We start from the raw sequence: 26,608 nt of genomic DNA on the forward strand, positions 1-26,608 counted from the left end.
TTTGATAGTAGTAATCATCCTTAATTATTAGAAATTTATAACCGCACTTATGGCAAATGTTCTTCCTGGCGCTGTTTGTAACTCGATAGGATTCGTCACTTTTACATTAGTTTGCGGATTTTTATAATAACTACTAAACATAGGCCATTTAAAATAACGACGATCGAAGATATTTAATACTGAACCCCTAATAGTAATATTCTTGCTTGGATGCCAATTTAAATAAGCATTATAAATGGCATAACCACTTGGCTTAAATACTTCATCTGAAGACGAGCTATCTTTGGATACATGTGAAACCGCTTTAGAAAATGTAGCTAATACTTCAGTATCAAAATTGAAATCAGGAAGATGCCATTTTAGACCTAGATTACCTTGTAATGGCATGGCATCATTAAAATAAGATTTTTTCTGTTCAGGTGATTCTTGTTTTTTACCATATTGATACGAAGTCGACGCATTTAATGTCCAATTTGGATAAAATTGCCATTCAGCCGATGATTCAATACCCCAAAGATTAACTTTGGATAAATTTTTATAGGTATAATCTTTTGGTCCAACACGAATAAAATTCTTTATATAATCACTATAATCAGCTTTAAAAAAGCCTACACTAAACCAGCCTTTAGAAAAATCGCCTCTTAACCCTGTTTCATATGATTTTACTTTTTCTGGCTTCAATTTAGGATTAGGGATTAGATTCATGCTAAATGATGGCAAAGAAGTATATAACTGTTGAGCTGTTGGCATTTTAAAACCTTCAGCATAACGAGCATAAACTGAGTATTGATCGTTAATGTTAAACAAAGCACCTAATTGAGGAATAAAACGATGTGATGTAACCTCACGAGGTTCTTTTCCTTCGATTACCGCATAATGGCTATCTGGATTGGGTTTGATTTTGTAAGTTGCATAGCGGACACCTGGCTTAATTTTAAATCGTTCACTAATCAAATGAAATTCATCTTGAAAATAGATATCAGCTCTTTGTGTTTTAGAATTAGCAAAATTAAACCCTCCACCAATGCTTTTTATACCATTTTTTGTACTTGCATTACGATAGTAACTGCGGGTAATATCGCCCTGAAAACCATAAACTAAATCATGATTACTGTTTAAAAAGTCAAAGTTTGAGTTCAATTGTAAATCCAATTGCCAGAATTTTTCTTTATAATCATTAGTTGTATAGGTATAAATCGGATTTTGTTTTTTATCTTTTTGCTGACGATGTGATTTTAAATAACGTTCTTGAGGAGAATAAGAGAGCATGGTTTTAATTTGATCCACAAACCCTAATGATGGCATCCAACTATCATCGATGGCAAACCTTTTACGAGTTTGTATTTGCGTTCTTCGATAATCACCATTGAAAGATCCATTAGATTGCAAACCGTAATCATATAGCTGTTTTACAAACGAGTTAGATCGAAAATTTTCATATGTTAATTTTGTTTCCCGATTATCATTATGATAAACAAGTTTAGTGAGCATATTTTCTGCTTTCGCATCTAAAGGGTTTAATTTATTACATCGTATGGCATCTTCTCCACGCGGACATCCCCAAATACCACCATTCGCTTTAGCTTTGCTTAATCTCGCCTCTTGATAATCTCGACGACTAAAACTTAATAAACCTTCTAAATTAGACATTAGTTCAACAGCTAACATACCGGTTTTAGTATTTTGTTTATTCAAACTATCATAACCACCATTAACTCTAACTGCATATGATCTGCCTTTAAGTAAATCACTAGGATCTAATGTTTTAAATGCCACAACACCACCAACTGCATCGGCTCCCCATAAAACTGATCCTGGTCCACGAATAACTTCCACGGTTTTGATATTTGATAAATCAATAAAATTTCTGTTTCCGTCTTGTATACTTTCAATAACCCTTGAGCCATCTACTTGTAACTGAACACGGTTACCCGACATGCCACGTATTCTAATTCCACCGAGATTCCCAAAAGGATCGGTACCAGAAGTTTGTCGATTTACCGATATACCTGGCATATATCTAACTAAATCTTCCATCGTTGACATTTGATGATCATCTATATTTTTCTTAGTCACAACATCAACCGTTTCAGGGATAGCCAATTTAGCTTTCTTTTGTCTGCTCGCCGTAACCGTAATTGTTTCTATATCATCATTATCAGCAAATACAGGGAAAGGTATTGAAGCCGCCAACATCATTAGAAATATCTTATTTATTTTCATTTTTCACCACAAAATTAGATTAATGAACTGCTTTAACCAATGCCCCAATATTTGATAATTATCATTTTTGGCCCATTAATCTAGCAAAAATTATAAACATGATCAATGTTAATAATAATTATTAACATTTGCTAATGATTATCATTTAATGTTATTGCTGTAATTATAAAAATTGAATAGAATCAGGATAAGAAATCTTTATATGATGAAAATAAAAGGTAAGAACAAAAGAATTCACAAAATTGGTTAGGCTAGATTTATTAATATTTATTATAAAAACTAGCCTATATTAGTAATGATTTATCTGATTTTTTCTAACAAAACTAGCACTTCCATATGAGATGTATGAGGGAACATATCAAATAATTGCACTTTGGTCATTTGGTAATTAGTCAATAATTGTAGATCTTGTGCTAATGATGACAAATTACAACTTGAATACAAAATATAGTTGGGTTGTATATTTTCCAAGTATTCGACCAGTACTCTACCTGCCCCTCGTCTTGGTGGATTAAGTAAAACTAAATCAGGCGTCTGCTTTTGATGGGTTGCATATTTAGTGGCATCTAAGGATTCAAAATTAAGTTTGTCATAACCTAGCTGTTTAGCAGATTTTGATGCACATTCAATAGCATCAGAACTAATTTCAATTCCTGTTAATTGAATATTATCGTTATTAGCATGACGAACACAATGCAAACCAAATCCACCTACACCACAAAAGAGATCCCATATAGAGTTTACATCTAAATTCGCCAGCCAATCACTAGCCGTTTTATATAATTTTTCAGCAATATAGCTATTTGTTTGAAAGAAGCTTTTTGATTTTATATAAAGTGGTATGTGATTTAACCTAAATTCTAGAAAAGGATTATCCGTTAAAATTAACTCTTCGTTACCCTCTAATATGGCGGCATGATTAGGTTGAATATTAATCGATACGACTTGTAGATTATTTATCTTATTGATTAAATTGTGCAAACTATTGCTTATCTTCTCGACAAATTTATGTGATTTTAATACAAACCGTAGCATAAAGTGGCTTTTATCATCGATAACACTTTCGGTAATAATGACAAATTTTAACTCCCCTTTCCGCTTATTAATATTATAAGGGACCAATCCTTGTTTACGGATATAGGTGCGAACCATTTTTAGGATACTTTGCATATTTACGCTATAAAGCGGGCAATCACACAGATCAATAATTTGGTTATCATTTTGAATACCCAATATGGGTTTTTCAACCGTGCCTAGCACCGCCATTTTAGCTTTATTACGAAAACCTAATTCAGGGCTAGCAGAAGGATCTTTAACTTCTTTAGGATTAAACTTTGCTAAAGTTTCAATTAATTGGTTTTGCTTTTCATTTAGTTGAGACTTATATGGTTGATTTATTTTATGACAAGACAAACATTTATTTTCTTGATAATAGCTACATTGCATTTTATGAAAACCTTTTTTTATAATGCATTATTATATAATTAAATGGTTTTAAGCTGTATTAGTTTTCTTTTTTTATGTCCAAAAACCCCTTTCCTCAAAATTTTTTAACAAAAATCTTAAATTTAATCGTTATACTTGATTTATCAATAGCTATGATTTGACGAAATAGCGGTATATGATAGGATATTGCCATGCAAATTATAGGAACTCATTAATGTCTATTAAGTTAAAAACCCCCGCTGAAATCGAAAAAATGCGAATCGCTGGCAAATTAGCAGCAGAAGTTTTAGAAATGATTGAACCTTATGTCAAACCAGGTATTAGCACTGGTGAGCTAGATAAGATCTGTTATGAACACATTGTTAATGTGCAAAAGGCTATTCCTGCCAACATTGGTTATCATGGTTTTCAGCATACCAGCTGCATTTCAATTAACGATGTAGTATGTCATGGTATTCCAAGTTTTGATAAAAAGTTAAAAGATGGTGATATTCTTAATATTGATGTGACGGTAATTAAAGATGGTTTTCATGGGGATACATCAAAAATGTACATTGCAGGAAAACCAACTGTTGCCGGAGAAAAACTATGTCAAGTCACACAAGAGAGTTTATACGAAGCCATTAAAATAATTAAACCAGGGATCAGATTAAAAGAAATCGGTAAAGCAATTCAAAAATATGTTGATAAATTTGGATTTTCTTCTGTTCGTGAATATTGTGGTCATGGTATAGGTGAAGTATATCATGATGAACCACAAGTTTTACATTATGATGCTGACGATGGTGGTGTGATTTTAAAACCAGGTATGACCTTTACTATTGAACCGATGGTAAATACTGGGGATTGGCGTACTCGTACCATGAAAGATGGTTGGACAGTTAAAACCAAAGATCATGGATTGTCAGCCCAATATGAACACACGATTTTAGTTACAGATAATGGTGTTGAAGTTCTAACCCTTCGCAGTAATGAAAACTTTCCTCGCGTTATCGAACACTAAACAAAAAAGATTCAACAATGCTCAATTGTTGAATCTCTTCATTTTATATAGCTTAACCTAACTATCTAGAATTCAATTTCCCGCGATTTTTGAATTCATTAACTTTACTGCGACATATATTTCTAGGTTGTGATATTCGTCCCTAATATCCAGTAGCTCATAAAAAAGCGTCCAAAATCCTTCAAGCTTTGGTTTTAGCAATTTTAATATAATAACGTATAAAGCTTACGGCGATAGCTACTAGCAAGTGCGTTATTCGTTCCTAAAGCTGCTAATAGATCTAGTAAAGTTTTCTTCACCTGCCCTTCGCCAGCATTCAGATCTTTTGTTAAAGGTTTGAACAACAGTTCTAAGGCTTCTTCGTGCCGGCCAACCTGCATTAATTGCGATGAAAGTTGAATCATTAACTCAACATTATCTGGCTGTTTAGCTAATTCAGCTTGTAATTGCTGTAATTCAGGTGAATTCGCTGCTTGTTCGAGTAACTCAATTTCGGCTTGTAAACCGTGGTATGCTGTATCCTGATCTTGCAATGGAATAGTTGTCAAAACCTCCTTTGCTTCAGCTAGTTGTTTTTGTTCTATTTGGCTTTTCGCTAACATTAACGCAATATCTGATCTTGGTTTGCCTAAATGATCTTTAAGTACAGTCCAAGTTTGTTTTAATAAAGGTAATGCTTGCGCATATTGGCCTTCATTAAATAATTGTTGTGCTTCAATAAGCTTCAGTTCATCTTCATTGGGTAAAATTTTATCTAAAAAAGTTTTAATAGTTTCTTCATTTTGTGGCCCCTGAAAACCATCAACAGGTTGACCATTTTGAAACATATAAACGGTTGGAATTGCTCTAAGCCCAAATTGAGCTGCTAACATTTGTTGTTCATCACAATTTACGCTAGCAAGAATGAATTGTCCGTGATGTTGTGTTGCTAATTTGGTTAACGTATTTGTCATTTCTTGATAATTAGGACTTCTTGGTGACCAAAAATAGAACAACACTGGATTACTGGTTGATTTTTCGATAATTTCTTGAATATTCTGTTCATTAACATCAAAAATAAATTGATTTGACATAATCTATCCTATAAATATGTTTAACTGTTTATTTATTTTGTAAAATTTTATCCATTAATCTATCTGGAAGCAAACGTTTAGCTATTGCCGCCAGTTTAGTTACTTTTGTTACCCTGTAACGTATTTTTGGTTTATTATGCTCTAATGCGTGATACAGATAGGGTAATATCGCTTCAGGAGCTAACGTAAAGCGTTTGGCAATAGGTGGATTTTTTACTATTTTTTCTTTTTCGGTCTGATTTACATTATTTGAAAAATAGGTTTTCAATGGACCAGGTTCGATTAAACAAACTTTAATATTGGTGTTAGCTAACTCTAAACGCAGTACATCAGACCATGCTTCTAAAGCATATTTGCTGGCAGAATATGCGCCTCTTCCTGGTGTTGCGACTATTCCAACAATCGAGCTAGTTTGAATTATTCTACCTTCATTTTGTTCAATCATTGCCGGTAATAGTAATTGAGTCAATTGATGAACACCAAAAAAGTTAGTAGAAAACTGTGATTCTAATTGTGATCGACTAATAGTGTTTAAACGGCCGTAAACGCCAAATCCAGCATTGTTAAATAATGCATATAATTTACCCTCACACAAGGTTAATACTTGTTGTGCAGCTTGATTAATTGAATTGGCATCGTCTAAGTCTAACAAAACGGTTTCAAAACCTTGCTCAATTAATTTTTGTTGGTCTGCTATTTTGCGACATGATGCAATGACACGATAACCTCGTTTTTTCAATGCGATAGCTGAAATCAATCCTATACCGCTTGAACAACCTGTTATAAAAATTGTACGCAAATTTTATCTCCGTTATATTCATTTATTGTCAAGTTAACTTACAGCAATTATGATAGCACATTTAAAATAAATATACGGTTAATAAGCCAAGAGGACCATATGAAAATTGCTATTATCGCTGCTATGGAAGAAGAAGTAGCCATACTAAAGAGTAAAATTACCAATTATCAATTAGAGCGTCATTTAGGATGTGATTTTCATATTGGTAAAATAGCCAATTGTGAAATTGTATTATTACAATCAGGCATAGGTAAAGTTGCTGCAGCCTCAGGAACAACATTATTATTAAATAATTATCAAGTTGATGCAGTTATTAATACCGGTTCAGCGGGTGGTCTATCAACGGAACTGAATATCGGAGATATTATTGTATCAAAAGATGTATTTTATCATGATGTTGATTTAACCGCCTTTGGATATAAACCAGGTCAAATGTCAGGTTGTCCTGTTTCGTTTGCTGCTGATATTAATTATCAATCATTAGCTAAGCAATGTATAAAGAAACATGGGGTCAACGCTGTTGATGGCTCAATTGGCAGTGGTGATGCCTTTATAAATGGTAAAAACAATTTAGAACGGATTAAAGAAACTTTTCCTAATGCTATCGCTGTTGAAATGGAAGCCGCCGCTATTGGCCATGTTTGTTGGTTATTTAAAGTACCTTTTGTGGTGGTGAGAGCAATTTCGGATAATGGTGATAATGAATCGGCAGTTGATTTTCAATCATTTTTAAAACTTGCTGCTGCCCAATCATCAAAAATTGTTGAATCGATGCTAAGTGAACTAGCTTAAAATAAAAATTGGTGTCAATCGAATTTGACACCTTTTAACTAAAATTTTGTCATTCTTACATTATGACTTAATCAATTAGGTAGGTCATATTGTTCAAATAATGGTTTACGCCATCCTGACAGAATTTCAGGAATCTCACCTTTCCTATCATTTTGCCATTTTACATACTGATTGATTAATCGTCTTGAAAGTATTAATTCGCTGTTAAGTCCTGTTTTTGATGCTATTGTTTCAGCGATTTGTTTCAATGAATCAGCAATATTTTTATAATTTGGATAACTATTAATACGTTGAATTGCCGGAATAATAGGTATAGGTTGAAGCAATATATCCAAAATTGTTTGGCCATATGAACGGATATCTTTACCTTTCATACCCAATTTATCCAGTTCAGCTAAAGAAGTTGGTTGATAACGAGCTATTTTCCATAAAATCTCTTCATGTACCACAAAATTCAACGCTATATCGTGAGTTTTGGCAAATTGATAACGCCAGCAAGCAAGTTTAGCTAATTGCCCTAAACTATCCCCTTTCAATTGCCAGCTATTTTTAATATTTAAGTAAGCCTTTTGAGGATCAAATGTTTCACATTTACGTGCAATTGCATTTTGACACTCTTGATAAGCAGCCGCTAAATAATCAATCGATATAAGCTGAGATTTTAAACTATTCATTAATGGAAACAGATATAAAACATCATTAATAGCATAATCACACTGTTTTTCTGTCAAAGGGCGTTTTAACCAATCAGTTCGTGTTTCGCTTTTATCTAACTCAACGCCAAGATATTTATTAACTAAACTTGCATAACCACTACTAATTGGATTATCCAAAAAAGAAGCTAAAATTTGGCTATCAATTACTGGAGAAGGAACACAATTAAATGTATGTAGAAACACTTCAATATCTTCGCTGCAGGAATGAAAATATTTTTCAATTTTAGGATTGGTTAAAATCACTAATAATTCCTGCCAATCGTTAATATTACGCGGATCAATTAAGGCGGCATGTTTACCATCAAAAACCTGTAACAGCCCTAAATGAGGATAAAAAGTCCTAGTTCGTACAAATTCAGTATCCAATGCTATAGCACTACTATTCTTGATCTTTTGACAATAATTGGATAATTCATCATTACTAATAATAAATTGATAATTCAAAGTACGCTTCCTATTTAAGATAATCTATTGAATGGTAGTTTTGTTGACAAAAGATACATCGATTACAACGATTTCAGAGCGAGTCATTAATCGAATTGGTGGGCCACCAAATCCGTAACCGCTATTGACTATACTGGTGAAATGATGATCTGTATCGTGATAAATACCATTGGCATTTTTGTACATCATCGCCACCAATATATTGATAGGAAAGATTTGACCACCATGAGTATGTCCAGATAACATTAAATCTACTTGTTGTTCTGCTACATCTTTAATATCTCGTGGTTGGTGATCTAGTAAAATTATTGGTCTATCAGTATCAGAAAACATAATTAAATCGGATAATGAGGCGCGCTTAACATCGTACTTATATGATGAAAAGTCATCACGCCCTATCAACGTAATGCCAACCTCATCAAGATAAACAATATCATCTTTCAATACTTTTAAATGCGCCTGTTTGAATGCATTAATGATATCTTCTTCACGATTATTATTATCATGGGTACCTAAATATTCATGATTACCAAAAATAATATAATTGCCGTATTTCGACTTTAATTGTTGGAACTGTTCAATAAATCCATTTTCGAGGAAAGGTTTTAATCGTTTATCTAATGTATCGCCAGTTATCACAATAAAATCAGCCTTTAAGTTATTTACCTTGTCAATCATGTTTTGAATCATACTTGCAGAGGTATGCTCATTAATATGAATGTCAGAAAGTTGCACAATTCTTAGACGATCAACGTTGGCTGATTTATTAATTACAACCTGATAATCAACTATTTTAGGATTTATCGCCATTTCATGACCAAAACAAAACAAAGCCACAACCGCAATAATAAAACTGATTTTATGCCAAAGATTGGGCTTAATTTGCTTTTTACAAAACCGATAAACAATTTCAAAAATGAGTGTTATAAAAACACTACAGATCATCAAACCAGAAATCGTTAGCAGAAACAGATGTAATCCCGAGGTTAAAATATCATTTAATACTCTAGCAAGAATTAACGATCCACCGGCCAAACCAATAGTCAGCCAATAAATAATTCGACCATAACCGCTTAACTGAAGGTTAAACCAAAACTGCCAGCGTTTTCCTAATAAAAATGTGACCGAAATAGTGATAATAATCGTTGCAAAAATGGCTATAAAATCAACAAAAGTCATAATTACTCGAACAATTGGACGCAAAAAATGGTATGATAACAGAATTAGATTCTATAGTACCAATAACTTTTATGGATACCAAAAAAGACCAGCTATTTGCAACTCCGATCGACAAATTAGGTGATTGGACTTTTGACGAAAAAGTTGCCGAAGTTTTCCCTGATATGGTGCAACGATCGGTACCCGGTTATTCGAATATAATATCAATGATTGGTATGTTAGCTGACCGATTTGTACAACCTAACTCCATTATTTATGATTTAGGCTGCTCGTTAGGCGCTGCCACTCTCGCCATTCGCCGTAATATCAAACACGAAAATTGTCACATTATCGCTATTGATAACTCATTACCTATGGTAGAGCGATGCAAAAAACATATTGATGCTTATAAATCAAATACGCCTGTCGATGTTATCTGTGAAGATATTTGTAATGTAAATATGCAAAATGCATCAATGGTAGTTCTTAATTTTACCTTGCAATTTTTAACTCCCGAAAATCGACAACGGGTTTTAAATAATATTTATCAAGCTTTGCGACCAAATGGCATATTAGTCTTATCGGAAAAGTTTAGTTTTAGTGATGTAACTGTCGATGAATTATTATTTAATATGCATCATGATTTTAAAAGAGCCAATGGCTATAGTGAACTGGAAATAAGCCAAAAACGTAATATGCTAGAAAATGTCATGCTTACAGACACCGTTGCGACCCATAAACAACGTCTGATAACAGCAGGGTTTGAGCATGTTGATACTTGGTTTCAATGTTTTAATTTTGGCTCGATTATTGCTATCAAATAACCTCTAGATTTAATTTGACTATAAAGGAAAAAAGAATGATTGATTTTGGTGATTTTTACCAAATTATCGCAAAAAATAAGCTTAAAAATTGGCTTGAAGTTTTACCTGCGCAATTGTCTAATTGGCAAAAACAAAATTTAGATAACCGTTTTAGTCAATGGATAAATAGTATAAAGCACTTGCCTGCAATTACTCCTTTTCAAGTTGATCTATTACATAGTGTAACTGTAAAAACAGCGCAACCATTATCTTCTGGCGAACAGCAACGTATCACACAATTATTAAAAACCATGATGCCATGGCGTAAAGGCCCTTTTCATATTTATGGCGTTGATATTGATACTGAATGGCGTTCCGATTGGAAATGGCAAAGATTGATTAATCATATCGATAATTTAGAAGGTAAAACAGTTCTCGATGTTGGTTGTAATAGTGGTTATCATTTATGGCGAATGATTGGTGCGGGAGCCAAACTTGCTGTTGGTATTGACCCAATGGCTCTTTACCTTTGCCAATTTGAAGCAATAAGAAAACTATTAGGCAATGATCAGCGAGCTCACTTACTTCCATTAGGAATTGAGGAATTACCAAAATTAAACGCATTTGATACGGTTTTTTCAATGGGAGTATTATATCATCGTCGCTCACCGCTTGATCATCTTTATCAATTGAAAGATCAATTAGTTGATGGTGGCGAATTAGTACTCGAAACATTGGTTATTGAGGGAACCGAACATCAAGCATTAATGCCTGGTGAACGTTATGCTCAAATGCGAAATGTCTATTTTATTCCATCAGTACCAACCATGATAAATTGGTTACATAAATGTGGTTTTAAAGATATAAAAATGGTTGATATATCCAAAACCAGTTTGGATGAACAACGCAAAACAGAATGGATGGAATCAGATTCATTAGCGGAATTTTTAGATCCGAACGATTTATCCAAAACAGTAGAAGGTTATCCTGCGCCAATGCGGGCAGTATTTGTTGCAAGAAAGTGATTTTTTAATTACGTTGGATTAAAAGTAATGGTTATTTTTCTAGTCTTTTAAAATAGATAAACACAATAAAAAAACGGGCTTTTGCCCGTTTAATCTATCAATATCTTTTATATAAATTAAGTTCGATAAATATTAATTATTTTTTATGATCATTTGAACAGGATAATGATCGGAATATTTGTCCGTAAAATCATCTTTTATTACTTCAACATCAATGACATTATTTTTAAGTGGTGGTGAAACATAGATATAATCATAGCGTAATGGAACTGATGCTTGATCATAAAATACTTTAGTTGGTGCAGTTGCAACAAATTCTTTATGCTTAATTTTTAATGCATCAATAAAACCAGCATCCAGAAGATTTTGTTGTACAGTATAACTTAGTTTACCATCAACCAAATTTTCTAAAATTGGTCTTTTCTTTTGCTTTTCTTTAATATCCTCTAAAAGGGTACTTTTATCATAGTCAGATTTATCTGCTGGTGAAAACGAGTTCAAATCTCCGGCAATTATCCATTTCCCTTTAGGATCACGACTATATTTGATTGAATCGATAATTAAATTAATCTCATCAATTCGTTTAGCCGTCCAAAATGGATTCATATGCGTAATTACAAAATGATAATTTCCAATGTCTGCATAGAGTGCCCCATGCCACAAATTATCAACTACTTTATTAACATTAACTATTGGATACTTTGAAGTAATAGCTACAGGGAAAAAAGCAGCATCTTCTGGTGATTCTTTTAAAAGAACCGCATATTTATGACCATAACTAGCTGCAAATTTTTCAAGTTTTTCACGAGTAAAAAAATTCATTTCTTGCCAAGCAATAATATCGGCATCTTGTGCTTTGGCCCAATCAATATATTTCTGTTTCCCTTCACTCTCATCTAACTTCATACCATTATAGACGTTATAACTAATGATTTTTAGTTGTTTAGCATCATCAAGTGAGGCAAAAGCGCTAGAGGTACTAAGAATAATTCCACTAATCAATGCGACAATTTTCAACTTAGTTTTATTCATAAGATATTCCTTTCTATTATTAATATCACATTAATACTATATCGATTTAACTTTAACCAAAAGTTTTTTTGTAATTTATGTGAGTTATATCAATAAAATCATTTACAAATTGTGCTAATTAACTGCTGTCAATCCTGAAAATATTTATCTAAATAATATTTTTTACTTACCAAGAAAAAAGCACCTAATTGTTCAATTAGGTGCCACATATAATATATTATCAATCAATAATTAAATAATCATTCAATAATAATAAGATTTAATTCATCACTATCCTCTAATGCTGATTCAATTTCTCTAGTAGCATACATATATGTGTGTTCTGGATCTATATCTCCAACACATCTTCTCATGATATCGTGTTTTGTTCTGAAAGTTTCATCGGATTTTATTTGATTATATAATTTAGTCAAATCATCTCCTTTTAAGGTGAAAAGGTTATTCCAATCAGCTAAATGTTGTTTTACAAATTCTCGCCCCTCATCACATTTAATTTTATCTAAATTAATATTGGGAACAATATATTTAGTTAAATCAGCATATTTCTTTGGTTGGTTTGGAAATTGTATTGTCTTAAGATCTTCTTCAGATTCAGCTAGATAATCAATAAAATCAGCTTCACGAAACAATTTATCCTTTTTAGTAATACCGTTACTTCTTATTTCATCTGGCAACTTATCATTTATGCCATAATCCCATGCATTCTCATATCTATCGTCATTTCTTTCAATAAATACATCATTAATAATTTTAATAGGAAGTTCTATCTCATGAGGTTCACCATTGATAGTCACTTCGAACGTTTTAAGATGATCTTTAATTCTACTTTCGTAATTTTCTTGACTATTCGTATAATATGTTCGATACATATAATAATTGGATTGAGTTGGATTGATAAATCCAGTGTTATTAAATGTTGAAGGTTTAGCTAAAAAGTTTAATGATTGGCCATTATAAGTCAACTGATGTTTACCATATTCAAATTCATATTTAACGCTTGATTTAGCGGGAATAGCTAACTCATTACCATCAATTGCTACTTTTATCTCCTTGTCTGTTGGATTATCAATCAAACGTTTTACAGATTTTCCTGTAGTGCTTGATTCAAAGCAACCCACCAAAGAAAGGCTACATACCAAAAGCAGAGAATATTTAAATCTTTTCATAACATCCATTTATATAGTTTATATTACAAGAGTACAAATCTTAACATAAAAAATGATGTTGTTAACAGAAAAATCAAAAGGCACTAAACCTAATTATAAGATTTAGTGCCTTTTATTTTTTATGATTTGATCTTTAAAATATTTTCAGATTTATTTGATTACAAAAAAGTATATATCACGTCCTTTAGTTAAAGCGTCGTCTAACGGCCTAATAGCTTTGGAATAAGTTTGTTCAGGATCTTTTTCGTTAGGACAAAGTTTTTTAGAACCAAGTAAGGCATGCATACCATCATATCCCCCAAATCCTTCATACTTACTTGCAACGTCACTACCCGTTAAAGTGAAAAGTTGTTGCCATTTATCTAATGTGTCCTGTAAATATTTTTTACCTTCATCACATGTTATGCTTTCTAAATCAAGTTTCGGAAATAGATACTGATTAATTTCAGACAATTTTTTAGGTTTATTAGGAAAACTAATTTCATCTTCTATACCATCTTCTTTTAAAAACTTCAAATATTCGCTTTCACGATACATTTTAATTTTACGAGATTGATAAGATTGATTTTTATTAATATTTTCAGTAATTTCGTCGGGAATATTTTCATCAATAGAGTAATCCCATCTATTATCTCGATCTTCAATAAAGAAATCATTAACTACTTTTACCGGAAGTTCAACCTCTACTTGTTCACCATTCAAGATCACTTCAACTTTATTAAGCGATTTCTCATATAATTTGTCGTATGTTTCATCACTGGTGTTGTCAGTTGCATAAATAAAAGTGTGTAACATATAATTGCTTTGGGTTGGATTAATAAAGCCTCGACCATCAAATTTTACAGGCTTTACAAAAAACTCAATCGACTCATTATTATAAGCTAAATTATGTTTACCATATTCAAAAGTATACTTAATTTTTGAGTTAGCAGGAATGACAACATCTTTACCATCAATAACTAACTTAATTTCATTGGCAGTAGGATTATCAATTAAACGAACTTGTGAAGTTGGACCATTAAAGCAGCTACAAAGTGTTATACTGCAAGCTAATATAAAAGAATACTTTAAACTTTTCATAACATCCATTTGTTTTATTTATATTATAAGAGTACAAATTTTAACATAAAAAAAATAATGTTGTTAACAGAAAAATCAAAAGGTACTAAACCTAATTATAAGATTTAGTGCCTTTTATTTTTTATAATTTGATCTTTAAAATATTTTCAGATTTATTTGATTACAAAAAAGTATATATCACGACCTTTAGTTAAAGCGTCGTTTAACGGCCTAATAGCTTTGGAATAAGTTTGTTCAGGATCTTTTTCGTTAGGACAAAGTTTTTTAGAATCAAGTAAGGCATGCATACCATCATATCCCCCTAATCCTTCATACTTACTTGCAAAATCACTTCCTGTTAAATTAAAAAGTTGTTGCCACTTATCTAATGTGTCCTGTAAATATTTTTTACCTTCATTACATGTTATGCTTTCTAAATCAAGTTTCGGAAATAGATACTGATTAATTTCAGACAATTTTTTAGGTTTATTAGGAAAACTAACCTCATCTTCCTCTTCTAACCAATCTTCTTGTAAAAACTTTAAATATTCGCTTTCACGATACATTTTAATTTTACGAGATTGATAAGATTGATTTTTATTAAGATTTTCAGTAATTTCGTCAGGAATATTTTCATCAATAGAGTAATCCCATCTATTATCTCGATCTTCAATAAAGAAATCGTTAACCACTTTCACAGGAAGATCAATCTCTACTTGCTCACCATCTAAGATAACATCAACTTTATTAAGTGATTTCTCAAATAATTTGTCATACGTTTCATCACTGGTGTTGTCAGTTGCATAGATAAAAGTGTGTAACATATAGTTGCTTTGGGTTGGATTAATAAAGCCTCGACCATTGAATTTTACAGGTTTTACAACAAAGTCAATTGACTCATTATTATAAGCTAGATTATGTTTACCATATTCAAAAGTATACTTGATATTTGAATTAGCTGGAATGACAACATCTTTACCATCAATAACTAACTTAATTTCATTGGCAGTAGGATTATCAATTAAACGAACTTGTGAGGTTGGACCATTAAAGCAGCTACAAAGCGTTATGCTACAAGCTAATATAAAAGAATATTTTATTTTTTTCATCACATTTAACTACTTTTTTATATAATTTTCACATCGAAGTGCGTAAATATTAACACAACGAATTTTAGAGTAAATCATCAAAATCTAAAACTCTTTATTAAGAAATACTAAAATCAAATCAAACCTTTGATGCTATAACAACCTACACAATAAATTTATTTTAATTATTTATAAATATGCAATGTTATGTACAACAACATAAACTATCCTAATTTATTACTAGAATAGTTTATAGATAATTGTTTGCTTATTGTTGTGGCCAGATAAAACGACCTTTCGCATCAGAATCTTCACTAATGAATTTTTTAAGTGCATCTGATTGGTAAAGTTGTTTTATCTCTTGAGCCCATTTACTGTTCAAATTTTCTTTTTTTACAACCACCATTAATTCTAGATTAGGTGTTAACTTTTCTTGTACTAAAACATTATCAGCTGGAACTTTACTTAACCATGCGACACCACCCGGCATTATCGCATAATCAACTTCACCAAGAGTTCGAGGAATTAATTCCGATAATATCGATTTAAATTTCAAATTATATCTATTGTCAGCAATGTCATTTAAATCTAATGTCCCTGATTTACTCTCAGGTTTTAAAGTAATCCAATTTAAGCTTTGCAAAAATAATAGTGACCTTGCTTTATTTGAAGGATCATTAGGAATAACAATTGTTTGGTCATTTGCTATTTCATCAACCGAATGATGCAATTGAGAAAATAACGCAGCAGAAATCGAAGGAATATGGACTAAAGAAACAAGATCGCTTTTAGTTTCTTTATTATATACATCAAGATAAGCTTGATGTTGTGCTGCATTAAGATCAATACTTCCTTCAACTAAAGCGGTATTTGAGTCTCTAAGAGAGCTGAAATTTACCAATTTAACTTTATAACCCTTTTGTTCTAAAGCTGGCTTAACGATTTTCTCCATCATGATGTTATGCATACTTGGCGGTAAACCAACAATGATCTCTTTTTTGTCTTGCTGACTTTCTTTGGCTGATTCTGACTTATTGTCACAGCCAATCAGAGTCAAACCCAACAGCAGAATTAAGTAAATATATTTTTTCATTATCACTCCCTATTTCAATCAGTAAGTTAATCTAATTGAACAACTAATTCTATTATTTAGAGATAACATTATAGATAGTGATTAACTATTGGGATAATACGAAAAAATTATATCTATATTCATAATAGATATATAAAATTACTCTTTATTTTTCACTAATTTTTAGATAACATTTTCAACCGGCTGCTCAGCCAGATTTTCTTTTAACCATCTAACAAAAGCCTTCACTTTTGGATTGCGGTGTCTAGTGGCAGATACTACATAGTAACGCTGTTTGCATGTTAAAGTCATATTTGGAAATGGTGTGATTAACTCGCCTGAAGCAATATATTTATTAATTATATGTTTTCTTCCCATGGCAATACCAGAATGATTAATAGCTGCGATGATAGCTAAATCGGATCGATCAAATAACATCGTCGGCAAATCTTTGAAATCAAGATCTAGATTAAAGTGCTTACCCCAAGATTGCCATTCGTCGAAGTTGGTGTCATATCCCCAAGCTTGATTATCATGTATTATTAAGCAATTTTTAAGGTTTTCAATATCTTCAGTAATTTGATTATTTTCCGCATATTCAGGGCTACACACTGGTACAATTGTTTCATTTATTAAATGATAAACATCCAAGTCGTTATACTCTAAATCATCAAAGTAAATGGCTAAATCGATACGATGACGATCAAAATTGATTATTTCATTACCTGTTAATATATTTAAGGTAATATAAGGATGTTTTTTGTTAAATTCAGATATTCTTGGAACAAGCCAGCCTTGCGCAAAGGAAGGACGCGAATAAATAGTCAACTGCCCGCTTAATTCCTGACTTTTTATTTCAAAAATTTCTCTATTTAATATCGCCAATGACTTTTTTAAAATATTGAATAAATTTTCACCATTAGGGGTCAACTCAATCCGGCGATGAAACCGGTTAAATAGCTTAAAGTTTAATTCTTCTTCAAGTTTATTAATTTGATGGCTAACGGCACTTGGGGTAATACATAACTCTTCTGCTGCGCGCATAAAAGAACAATAACGTGCAGCAGCTTCAAAAGTGTGGAATTTAGCCAATTGATATCCAGATACCAATCGGTTAGTGGTAATAAAACGATCATCATCAAACATTGTACATCTTTCCTTACCTATTTTTTAATATTTAACTAAAAATGACAACTCAAATACAATTAATTAAATTAATGACTACTACTTTTTTATAGCCTAAAACTTATTCAACCGATTATTACTCATGTGAAAATGATTTATAATCATTTGTCAGATATCTTCCCGTAAAATCTAATACGCGCTCATTTTCACTTTCATTGAACTAGGAAAACATTATGGATTCACCGATTTGGGTTTTAGGTGTTTTAATAACGAGTATTTTATTAATCGTAATAAGTATTATCAAATTTAAACTTCATCCATTTTTAGCCTTATTATTATCCAGTTTTTACGTAGGTGCATTAATGGGAATGAAGCCATTAGCAATGATTTCCTCAATCGAAGATGGTATTGGTGGTACACTTGGCTTTTTAGCTGCAGTAATTGGTTTAGGTACCATTCTAGGAAAAATGATGGAAATATCAGGTGCAGCTGAACGCATCGGTATTACCTTACAAAAATGCCGCTGGTTATCACCAGATGTTATTATAGTATTGATTGGTATGATTTGCGGTATAACGTTATTTGTTGAGGTCGGCGTTGTACTCTTGATACCATTAGCCTTTTCAATTGCTAAAAAAACCAAAACTTCATTATTAATGTTAGCGATTCCATTATGTACTGCATTAATGGCTGTTCATTGTATTGTTCCTCCTCATCCCGCTGCACTGTATGTGACTAATGCTTTAGGCGCTGATATCGGCAGTGTTATTTTATATGGATTAATTATTGGAATAATCGCATCATTAGCTGGAGGCCCTATTTTTTTAAGAATAATCAAAGATAGAATTCCATTTAAAGCTGTACCGGAACAATTTTCCAATTTAAAAGTAAGAACTGCAGAAGAATTACCTTCATTAAGTGCAACATTGTTTACAGTGTTATTACCCATTTTTCTCATGCTGATTAAAACAACTGCTGAGTTAAACATGGATAAAAACACGTCAATTCATACAGTTTTAGAATTTATCGGCAATCCTATTACTGCTATGTTTATTGCTGCATTTGCTGCCTATTATATGCTAGGTTTAAGACATAACATGAAAATGGCTGACCTACTCAATAAAACTGAAGATTGTTTTTCAACAATTGGCAATATTTTGTTAATTATCGCCGCTGGTGGTGCATTTAACGGAATGTTAAAAGCGAGTGGCTTGAGTGATAGTTTAGCAAGTATTTTATCCCATCTAGATATGCATCCAATTTTATTAGCTTGGTTAGTAGCAATAATTTTGCATGCGGCAGTAGGTTCAGCCACGGTAGCAATGATGGGCGCCACTGCAATCGTATCACCGATGCTAGTTCTTTATCCTGATATCAGTCCGGAAATCATTACATTAGCTATAGGTTCGGGTGCTATTGGTTGCACCATTGTTACTGATTCATTATTTTGGCTTGTTAAGCAATATTGTGGTGCAACTATGAGCGAAATTTTAAAATACTACACCACCGCAACATTCATTGCTTCATTAGTGGCATTAATGGGTACTTTTTTATTATCTAATTTTATCTAGATATCTTTCAAGGAGCGAATATGAATCAAATAGAGATAAAAACACTTATTACCGATAAACCATTAGTAGAAAAATTAATTCAGCTTCAACCATGCAGCTGGTTTAATCCTAATATAACTACTTTAGCAATAGGTCTTCCTTACGTTGGGCTTGATCAAACCGATATAAAAAAAGCGAGTGATCGTTTAATACGTTTTGCACCTTATTTAGCATTAGCTTTCCCTGAAACAGCAACAACCAAGGGTATTATTGAATCACAATTAGTTGAAATTACTAATATGAAACAGGCCCTTGAAGCCAGATATAATGTTGCTATCGCCGGTCAACTTTATTTGAAAAAAGATAGTCATTTACCTATTTCTGGCTCAATTAAAGCTCGCGGCGGTATTTATGAAGTCTTAACTTATGCTGAAAAACTAGCTATTGAAAATGGATTATTATCAGAACATGATGATTACAGCAAATTCTATTCCGATAAGTTTAAACAGTTTTTTAGTCAATATCGTATTGCGGTAGGTTCAACAGGTAACCTTGGTTTATCAATTGGCATAATGAGCGCTAAACTCGGGTTTCAAGTTAGCGTACATATGTCGGCAGATGCCCGAGAATGGAAAAAAAAGAAATTACGAGATCATGGTGTTAATGTTATTGAATATGAACAAGACTATGGTGTTGCCGTTGAACAAGGCCGTAAAGCAGCAGAATCTGATCCAAAATGTTTCTTCATCGACGATGAAAATTCTACTACCCTATTTTTAGGCTATTCAGTCGCAGGTGAACGCACGAAACAACAATTCAATGAGTTGGGAATTAAAGTTGATAAAGATCATCCTCTTTTTGTCTATTTACCATGTGGTGTAGGTGGTGGCCCTGGCGGTGTTGCTTTTGGTTTAAAAATGGCATTCGGTGATAATGTACATTGTATTTTTGCTGAACCGACCCATTCACCGTGTATGTTACTAGGGGTTTATACTGGTTTACATGACAAAATTTCGGTACAAGAGATCGGCATTGATAATATTACTGCCGCAGATGGTTTGGCTGTGGGTCGGCCTTCTGGATTTGTTGGACGAGCGATGCAACGTCTCTTAGATGGATATTACACCCTGTCTGATCAGGATATGTATGATTTGTTAGTATTACTGGATAAAACCGAAAACATGCAACTTGAACCTTCTGCTTTAGCTGGTATGCAAGGTCCCGTCATTGTAACTAACAATTCGAAATATTTAGAACGTATGCAATTTACCCATCAGCAACTACAAAATGCAACTCATTTAGTATGGGCAACTGGCGGCGGAATGGTACCGAAAGAGGAGATGCAAAAATATTTAAATTTAGGAAAAATTTAGTAACAGTTACTGACAAATATCCCAATAATATTTGTCAGTAAATTTAATCTTGTGCATTGCAACCAATTAAAGCGCGCCGACAATACGATGAGGCAAGTAAAGTTCTTCAAGATAAGCAATATCTTCTTTAGTTAATGAAACCTTTAATGCCCCTACCGAATCATCCAAATATTGCGTTTTGGTTGCCCCAATGATTGGTGAAGCAACGCCTTTGGCAAATTGCCATGCAAGAGCAATTTGAGTCATGGTTACAGTGTATTTTTGCGCAATTTCATTAACTCTTTTCACTATATTCATGTCGATTTGTTGGGTACTATCGTATTTAGCAACAGCCGTTTTATCAGTTTTACTACGTAGTGTATTGGTCTGCCATTCTAACCGGGATAGTCTACCTGCAGCTAAAGGGCTATAAGGGGTTAATGAAACATTGAATTGCTTACAGATAGGAATTAATTCTCTTTCATCTTCACGATATAATAAATTATAGTGATTCTGCATCGAAACAAACGGCGTCCAACCATTTTTTTTAGCGGCTAATTGCATATTATAAAATTGATAACCATACATCGCAGAAGCACCTAATGCTCGTACTTTACCACTCTGAACTAAATGATGTAACGCAGCCATGGTTTCCTCAATTGGTGTACTGTAATCAAAACGATGGATAATATATAAATCAACATAATCAGTACCTAATCGTCTCAGGGATCCATCAATTTCTCGTTCAATTGCTGTTTTAGATAAATGCCCTTCATTAAAATAGACTTTAGTAGCCAGAATTACTTTGTCTCGAGCTATATTTCGTTTAATCGCTCTTCCTACATATTCTTCGCTGGTACCACTAGAGTATGTATTTGCTGTATCAATAAAATTAATTCCTAGATCTAAGGCATGTTTAATAATTGTTTCGCTTTGTTCTGGATTAAGTGTCCAATCATGCATTTTACTAGCAGGATCGCCAAAACTCATACATCCTAAACAAAATCGTGAGACTTCAATATCAGAATTACCTAATTTTATATAATCCATACTTTTTACCTTACTAGTTAATAATAGATTGAATAATTTAATAAATTGTTAAAAATTCAATTTTAATTATGATTATTTTATCGTTAACTTTTATTGAGATAAACGTATTATTCATTTATAGTATCATGAATTAAATTCATTAATTTTCTATTTATATCCGATGTATAACTATAATGAACTAAACTATTTTATTACTATAGCTAAAGCAAAAAGCTTTGTTGGTGCAGCTAAATCTTTAGGTGTTTCGTCCTCAGCACTAAGTCATAGCATGCGAAACTTAGAAACACGTCTGAGTTTACGACTATTTAATCGCACGACTCGAAGCCTATCATTGACAGAGGCAGGAGAACAACTTTATAAACAAATATCCCCTTTATATCGACAAATTAATGAAGAAGTTGCTGCTCTTGGTGATTACCTTGATACTCCATCGGGTACCATTAGAATTAATGCATCGAATATTGCTATTGAAAATTTTATATACCCTAAATTAAGCCAATTTTCACTACGCTATCCACAAATTAAAATTGAAATTCAATGTGACAATAACTTAGTTGATATTGTCAAACAAGGTTTCGATATGGGCTGCCGAATCGGAAATGATTTGGCAAAAGAGATGGTAGCAGTAAAAATATCAGAACCTTTGCGAATGGCTTTAGTGGCTAGTCCTGATTATTTGCGTCAGAGAACAAAACCAAAACAGATAAATGATTTAGATCAACATTTATTAATTGGCAAAAAAGTTTCAACCCAATATGGAATGGAATCGATATGGGAGTTTTCCGATAAAGGCAATATTATTCAATATCACCCTATTTCTCACTTCACAATCAATAATCATTTAAGAAAACAAGCTACTCTTGATGGCTTAGGTATTAGTTGGATTGGTTATCCAGATGTAAAAAATGAATTAGCATCAGGACAACTTATAGAATTATTACCTGAATATTCAATTACATATGAACCTTTTTATATTTATTATCCAAGTCGTAAGGGGCATTCAAATGTATTTAGACTAGTATTAGAAGCATTAAAAAACTAGTTTAGTTTCAAATGGTTGATAAAAAATGACATGAAAAATTAATATTTAAATCTACAAACAATTTTTATGTCTAATACTCGTTATATAGTACATTAAAATGAAGCTCACATAAGTTTAAAAATAAAATCTTTTCTAATGTTAAACAATGTATTGAACTTTATTGATATTATCTAATATCAGCTTAAATAATTAGTTATTTAACAAAAAATAACTAATTATCTTGCTGGCACTATGTTATTGAACGGTTTGAATATGGTAGCGTTTCAATAACATATTACTGAATTTATTGTGTGGATCTAAACGAGCTTTAAGTTTAAAAAATTGCTCAGCCTGTGGATATGCTCTTTGAAATTGTTCTGTTGTCGCATGTAATTGATAAGGTAGATAGTAACTTCCTTGATTTTCCAAAACAGCATCTATTAATTCCCTTGTCCAATTACCAACATGTTGTTTGCTCAATTCATCAGTGTCTTGCTGATAATAGACCACAAAAGCAAATACTTCCGATTTTGCCCAAGCCAGTAATGAACCACTATCTTGGTTGGCATGACGAATAGAAATATTAATAACATTAACTTTATATTTTTTCAAAATAGTGACTAATTTTGGATAAAAGTGATCAAATTGTTCAACCGGTATAAAATATTCTTGCAAAACAAAGCTTTTATTTTTAGTCGCTATCGGTTGTAAATACGAGACATCATAACTAGCCTCATAATTAGGCCACATTACTGGTTTTTTTATGTAATAAAAATCATCAAATAATTTACGTAAATTTTTACCAGTAGTCGAGGAAGATACAATTTTGATTGGCTTTTCCAGATTATGCGATTTTTTATCATCAGATCTTAATCGTTGCAAAATCGTTAATGGTTCTTCAGTCTGTTTATAAGTAACGGATCTCACTCTTTTATAATCTGGTGGATAAATTATCGCATTATGGAATATCGATTTTTTATCAGAACGAATATGTTGGGTAAAATATTGATAATAGTTGGTAATTGGCATAGCTTTACTAAAACGTTTGACTTTAACATTATCTGCAAGTTGTAAAGTCACTTCGGTGATTATACCTAAGCCACCATAACCCCCAATAGCACCATAGAATATATCTTGATTTTGCTCAGGACTAGCTATTACTACTTTGCCATCAGCTAACACAATTTTAAATTGTTTTACCGAAAGAATTATAGGTCCTTCACCTATATAACGGCCATGAACATTAACACTTAATGATCCACCAATACTAAAATTAGCATAACTTTGCATTATTTTTACAGATAAATCATAAGGGTCTATAAGCGCTTGGACTTGATGCCATGTGGCACCGGTCTCGATAGTTAGCAACTTTTGTTCAGGTTTAAAATCAATAACGTGATTTAATTTGCGAGTATCTATTTGTACGGCACCCTGAATTGCGGTTTGTCCTCCCATACTATATTTACCACCAGCAATACTAATTGGCCCGCTAGCCTTTTTAACTATATCAACAACTTGTTGAGTAGATTCTGGTTGCACAACTGTAGCAACTTGAACTGGTGTCATTCCAGTTACATCATTAACTTCTACTGCCATGACAGTCAAGGGCAATAAAAAACCAAATACAGATAATAATAAATTTATTTTTTTCATTTTAAATACTAATTGCAAATCAAATATAGCTAGAATGATTATCTTAACTAGTATAAATATATAGTTCCATTATTTTATTGAAAAATATAGAGTTAGATAACTTTAAAAATTCATAATAGTGCTCCCCTAAGCCTATTATAAACTAGATTCTTTATTCACTCAGGGGAGATAGACTACTTATTTTAATAAACTATATTGTTGATTAATTTCTTCGCTAGCTTTGCGAAGGTCTTCTTGAAATTTTGCAATAGTTTGTAATTTTGAGTATTCTACAGCACCGACTATACGACCAGCGTTAACATCTGTCTGCCAATGAGCACCGCAAATCACTCTACTTTGACCAAACTCATAACCACGTTTTATTATTGTTTCGGCATGTGAAGGAGCAATTTGAGCTAAAACTAATGCTAATGTCCAACCATAAGCTGTATGACCTGATGGGAAAGATCCATTTTGACGTAATCGATCCTCTTCCTCAATCGGTTGACAAGAATGATTACCAAAATAGACAAATGGACGTTTTCTCATGTAAAATTCTTTGGCAGTTTTAGTCGCATTGTCTGCTGAATCGACTAATAGATCGCCAAACATTTTATATAAAGTAGGCGTAGTCTCTGGCGAAATTGTGATACCGAGCGATTGAGAAAATATTTTAGCCACATTCGCAATATGCAAATCAGCATCCTGTATCGCTTGTTGCCAACGCTCTGTACCTTTAAGGTTATAACCATGTAAATAAGCTATTTTATCTGCTTCAAATTCAGGTGTCCCTTCTTCTGGATAAACAGGTAAATACTCTTTACTACTCACCGCTTGCTCGGCAGTGTGATAAGTAATCCCTACTTCATGGCCTAGAAAATCCTCAGTTGAACCTTTTTGGAAAGCAAATAACGATGAAGAAAAAATCAAAGAGCAATATAGCGTTGAAATAAAGATAGTTAGTTTTCTGTTCTTAACATTTTTAGCCATTATTTACTCCTATTACTTGGTTGATTGATTTAAAAAAACAATTAATTAAATTAAGGGATCTTAAAAAAATTTTTATAAATAAAAAGTGAAAGAAACATCTAACATTGCACAAACATTTCTAGTTTTTTATCAATTGTTTGACTGAAAATGGAAAAACTAATCTAATTGTAATGGATTATATCTTTGTTAGATTAGTCATTCGAACGTAAATGCGAGAAAAGTTCAATTGTATTTAAACTGATATTAAAAGCATTGAAATACTGAATATCGAAGTACGAAAACTTTATTACTTCTTATAAGGTCGAGTATACGACCTTATGAAAATATATTAATTCATTTATTCACTTAAAATAATTAATTGAGATTATTTTTTATTATCTAAGGAAATATTCGTTTTTTGAATAAATTTTTTCCAAATTAGTAATTGAACTAATATTTTTTTAGTTGTAACTTCATCGACTAAATAACGTCTTTCAGACTTAAATAAGCCAAAAATACCGTTATCAATAAGGGTCTGAGATATATAAGGAATATTATTATTTATTAAATATTTTCTACCTAATACGCCTAATTTTATATTATCTTCATATTCTTTTTGTTTTAAAGAACGCTCTTGTGCAGGTAAATTTGCCCATTTTAAAAAATTGACAAGTTCTTTTATTGCATCGTCAATTTGGGCAGCTTCAATTTTAGGATAAGTTAAAAGTATGTCATTAAAATATGTATAATATTGCCTATAATCATTTTTTTTGCCAACAAAAATATAGAGAGCATTTTTACCTATATATTCGTTACATTGATTTTTATCTGTATTAAACACACAATATTTGATTTTTATACCTGTGTTGTATCTATCATACTCTTTGGGGGGAACCATACGAACAGAATCTTTAGGAGCACATCCAATAATGAAAATAGCCAAAACAAAATAAATTATTTTTTTCATTTTTAATCCTTTAATCTTGTAAACAATGGATTTAATTTAAATA

Annotated in this window: 23 protein-coding genes; 7 read left to right on the forward strand and 16 right to left on the reverse strand. The window is 32.1% G+C overall.

The features are described from left to right. Window positions 1–27: 27 nt before the first annotated feature. On the reverse strand, window positions 28–2,223 hold the full coding sequence (locus AC5LWZ_RS07235; RefSeq protein WP_493463365.1) for a TonB-dependent hemoglobin/transferrin/lactoferrin family receptor: 2,196 nt from the start codon (window positions 2,221–2,223) through the stop codon (window positions 28–30). 300 nt (window positions 2,224–2,523) lie between these two features. Continuing rightward, a complete protein-coding gene (rlmC, locus tag AC5LWZ_RS07240) occupies window positions 2,524–3,669 on the reverse strand; it encodes a 23S rRNA (uracil(747)-C(5))-methyltransferase RlmC (protein ID WP_493457328.1) in 1,146 nt (381 codons plus the stop codon). A gap of 214 nt (window positions 3,670–3,883) precedes the next feature. Here rlmC and map point away from each other — a divergent pair, with 214 nt between their 5' ends. Beyond that, window positions 3,884–4,672: a type I methionyl aminopeptidase gene (gene map / locus AC5LWZ_RS07245; RefSeq protein ID WP_110447836.1), complete on the forward strand. Its 789-nt coding sequence runs from the start codon at window positions 3,884–3,886 to the stop codon at window positions 4,670–4,672. A 203-nt stretch (window positions 4,673–4,875) separates the two neighbouring features. Here the strand turns inward: map and AC5LWZ_RS07250 are convergent, their stop codons facing one another. Together AC5LWZ_RS07250 and AC5LWZ_RS07255 are read right to left on the reverse strand one after the other, a co-directional pair. Further along, a complete protein-coding gene (locus AC5LWZ_RS07250; protein WP_110447835.1) occupies window positions 4,876–5,745 on the reverse strand; it encodes a co-chaperone YbbN in 870 nt (289 codons plus the stop codon). A 28-nt stretch (window positions 5,746–5,773) separates the two neighbouring features. Further along, complete coding sequence (locus AC5LWZ_RS07255) at window positions 5,774–6,544, reverse strand: SDR family oxidoreductase (protein WP_110447834.1); 771 nt, start codon at window positions 6,542–6,544, stop codon at window positions 5,774–5,776. Between the two features lie 99 nt (window positions 6,545–6,643). Between AC5LWZ_RS07255 and AC5LWZ_RS07260 the strand changes: the two genes are divergently transcribed. Next, a complete protein-coding gene (locus AC5LWZ_RS07260) occupies window positions 6,644–7,336 on the forward strand; it encodes a 5'-methylthioadenosine/adenosylhomocysteine nucleosidase (protein WP_294884730.1) in 693 nt (230 codons plus the stop codon). Between the two features lie 71 nt (window positions 7,337–7,407). Here AC5LWZ_RS07260 and rnd read toward each other — a convergent pair whose 3' ends face one another. Together rnd and AC5LWZ_RS07270 are read right to left on the reverse strand one after the other, a co-directional pair. Further along, complete coding sequence (rnd, locus tag AC5LWZ_RS07265) at window positions 7,408–8,496, reverse strand: ribonuclease D (protein WP_294910548.1); 1,089 nt, start codon at window positions 8,494–8,496, stop codon at window positions 7,408–7,410. 24 nt (window positions 8,497–8,520) lie between these two features. Next, window positions 8,521–9,675 (reverse strand): metallophosphoesterase, encoded by a 1,155-nt coding sequence (locus tag AC5LWZ_RS07270; RefSeq protein ID WP_198247220.1) that lies wholly within the window; start codon window positions 9,673–9,675, stop codon window positions 8,521–8,523. Between the two features lie 32 nt (window positions 9,676–9,707). On the opposite strand from AC5LWZ_RS07270, the gene cmoA reads away from it, so the two are divergent. Together cmoA and cmoB are read left to right on the forward strand one after the other, a co-directional pair. Beyond that, the gene (gene cmoA, locus AC5LWZ_RS07275) at window positions 9,708–10,478 is read left to right on the forward strand and encodes a carboxy-S-adenosyl-L-methionine synthase CmoA (protein ID WP_232354826.1); all 771 of its coding nucleotides are present in this window, start codon (window positions 9,708–9,710) and stop codon (window positions 10,476–10,478) included. Between the two features lie 35 nt (window positions 10,479–10,513). Then, a complete protein-coding gene (gene cmoB / locus AC5LWZ_RS07280; protein ID WP_493463366.1) occupies window positions 10,514–11,482 on the forward strand; it encodes a tRNA 5-methoxyuridine(34)/uridine 5-oxyacetic acid(34) synthase CmoB in 969 nt (322 codons plus the stop codon). A 132-nt stretch (window positions 11,483–11,614) separates the two neighbouring features. Here the strand turns inward: cmoB and AC5LWZ_RS07285 are convergent, their stop codons facing one another. From AC5LWZ_RS07285 to dsdC, 6 genes are all read right to left on the reverse strand, one after another. Beyond that, window positions 11,615–12,514, reverse strand: a complete 900-nt coding sequence (locus AC5LWZ_RS07285) for an endonuclease/exonuclease/phosphatase family protein (RefSeq protein WP_294884736.1) — start codon at window positions 12,512–12,514, stop codon at window positions 11,615–11,617. Between the two features lie 239 nt (window positions 12,515–12,753). Then, window positions 12,754–13,680 (reverse strand): hypothetical protein, encoded by a 927-nt coding sequence (locus tag AC5LWZ_RS07290; protein WP_493463367.1) that lies wholly within the window; start codon window positions 13,678–13,680, stop codon window positions 12,754–12,756. A gap of 150 nt (window positions 13,681–13,830) precedes the next feature. Continuing rightward, window positions 13,831–14,760: a hypothetical protein gene (locus AC5LWZ_RS07295; RefSeq protein ID WP_493463368.1), complete on the reverse strand. Its 930-nt coding sequence runs from the start codon at window positions 14,758–14,760 to the stop codon at window positions 13,831–13,833. A gap of 152 nt (window positions 14,761–14,912) precedes the next feature. After that, window positions 14,913–15,848 (reverse strand): hypothetical protein, encoded by a 936-nt coding sequence (locus AC5LWZ_RS07300; RefSeq protein ID WP_493463369.1) that lies wholly within the window; start codon window positions 15,846–15,848, stop codon window positions 14,913–14,915. 247 nt (window positions 15,849–16,095) lie between these two features. Beyond that, complete coding sequence (locus tag AC5LWZ_RS07305) at window positions 16,096–16,920, reverse strand: MetQ/NlpA family ABC transporter substrate-binding protein (protein ID WP_493463370.1); 825 nt, start codon at window positions 16,918–16,920, stop codon at window positions 16,096–16,098. A 162-nt stretch (window positions 16,921–17,082) separates the two neighbouring features. Then, complete coding sequence (gene dsdC, locus AC5LWZ_RS07310; protein ID WP_294892260.1) at window positions 17,083–18,045, reverse strand: DNA-binding transcriptional regulator DsdC; 963 nt, start codon at window positions 18,043–18,045, stop codon at window positions 17,083–17,085. A gap of 212 nt (window positions 18,046–18,257) precedes the next feature. On the opposite strand from dsdC, the gene dsdX reads away from it, so the two are divergent. Both dsdX and dsdA read left to right on the forward strand, forming a co-directional pair. Then, window positions 18,258–19,595 carry a D-serine transporter DsdX gene (dsdX, locus tag AC5LWZ_RS07315; protein WP_493463371.1) on the forward strand — a complete coding sequence of 446 codons (1,338 nt, stop codon included), beginning with the start codon at window positions 18,258–18,260 and terminating at the stop codon, window positions 19,593–19,595. Window positions 19,596–19,615: 20 nt separating this feature from the next. Then, a complete protein-coding gene (dsdA, locus tag AC5LWZ_RS07320) occupies window positions 19,616–20,947 on the forward strand; it encodes a D-serine ammonia-lyase (RefSeq protein ID WP_294892262.1) in 1,332 nt (443 codons plus the stop codon). A gap of 66 nt (window positions 20,948–21,013) precedes the next feature. Here the strand turns inward: dsdA and AC5LWZ_RS07325 are convergent, their stop codons facing one another. Next, the gene (locus AC5LWZ_RS07325; protein ID WP_493463372.1) at window positions 21,014–21,976 is read right to left on the reverse strand and encodes an aldo/keto reductase; all 963 of its coding nucleotides are present in this window, start codon (window positions 21,974–21,976) and stop codon (window positions 21,014–21,016) included. Window positions 21,977–22,136: 160 nt separating this feature from the next. Between AC5LWZ_RS07325 and AC5LWZ_RS07330 the strand changes: the two genes are divergently transcribed. Further along, window positions 22,137–23,018, forward strand: coding sequence for a LysR family transcriptional regulator (locus AC5LWZ_RS07330; protein WP_294884194.1), 882 nt, complete (start codon window positions 22,137–22,139; stop codon window positions 23,016–23,018). A 234-nt stretch (window positions 23,019–23,252) separates the two neighbouring features. Here AC5LWZ_RS07330 and AC5LWZ_RS07335 read toward each other — a convergent pair whose 3' ends face one another. The 3 genes from AC5LWZ_RS07335 to AC5LWZ_RS07345 form a co-directional block, all read right to left on the reverse strand. Further along, window positions 23,253–24,650: an FAD-binding oxidoreductase gene (locus tag AC5LWZ_RS07335; RefSeq protein ID WP_493463373.1), complete on the reverse strand. Its 1,398-nt coding sequence runs from the start codon at window positions 24,648–24,650 to the stop codon at window positions 23,253–23,255. 177 nt (window positions 24,651–24,827) lie between these two features. Continuing rightward, the gene (locus AC5LWZ_RS07340) at window positions 24,828–25,619 is read right to left on the reverse strand and encodes an acid phosphatase (RefSeq protein WP_181414662.1); all 792 of its coding nucleotides are present in this window, start codon (window positions 25,617–25,619) and stop codon (window positions 24,828–24,830) included. A 364-nt stretch (window positions 25,620–25,983) separates the two neighbouring features. Further along, window positions 25,984–26,565, reverse strand: coding sequence for a hypothetical protein (locus AC5LWZ_RS07345; protein WP_493463374.1), 582 nt, complete (start codon window positions 26,563–26,565; stop codon window positions 25,984–25,986). Window positions 26,566–26,608 lie beyond the last annotated feature (43 nt).

It is taken from the genome of Gilliamella sp. LMG 34362, assembly GCF_984569125.1.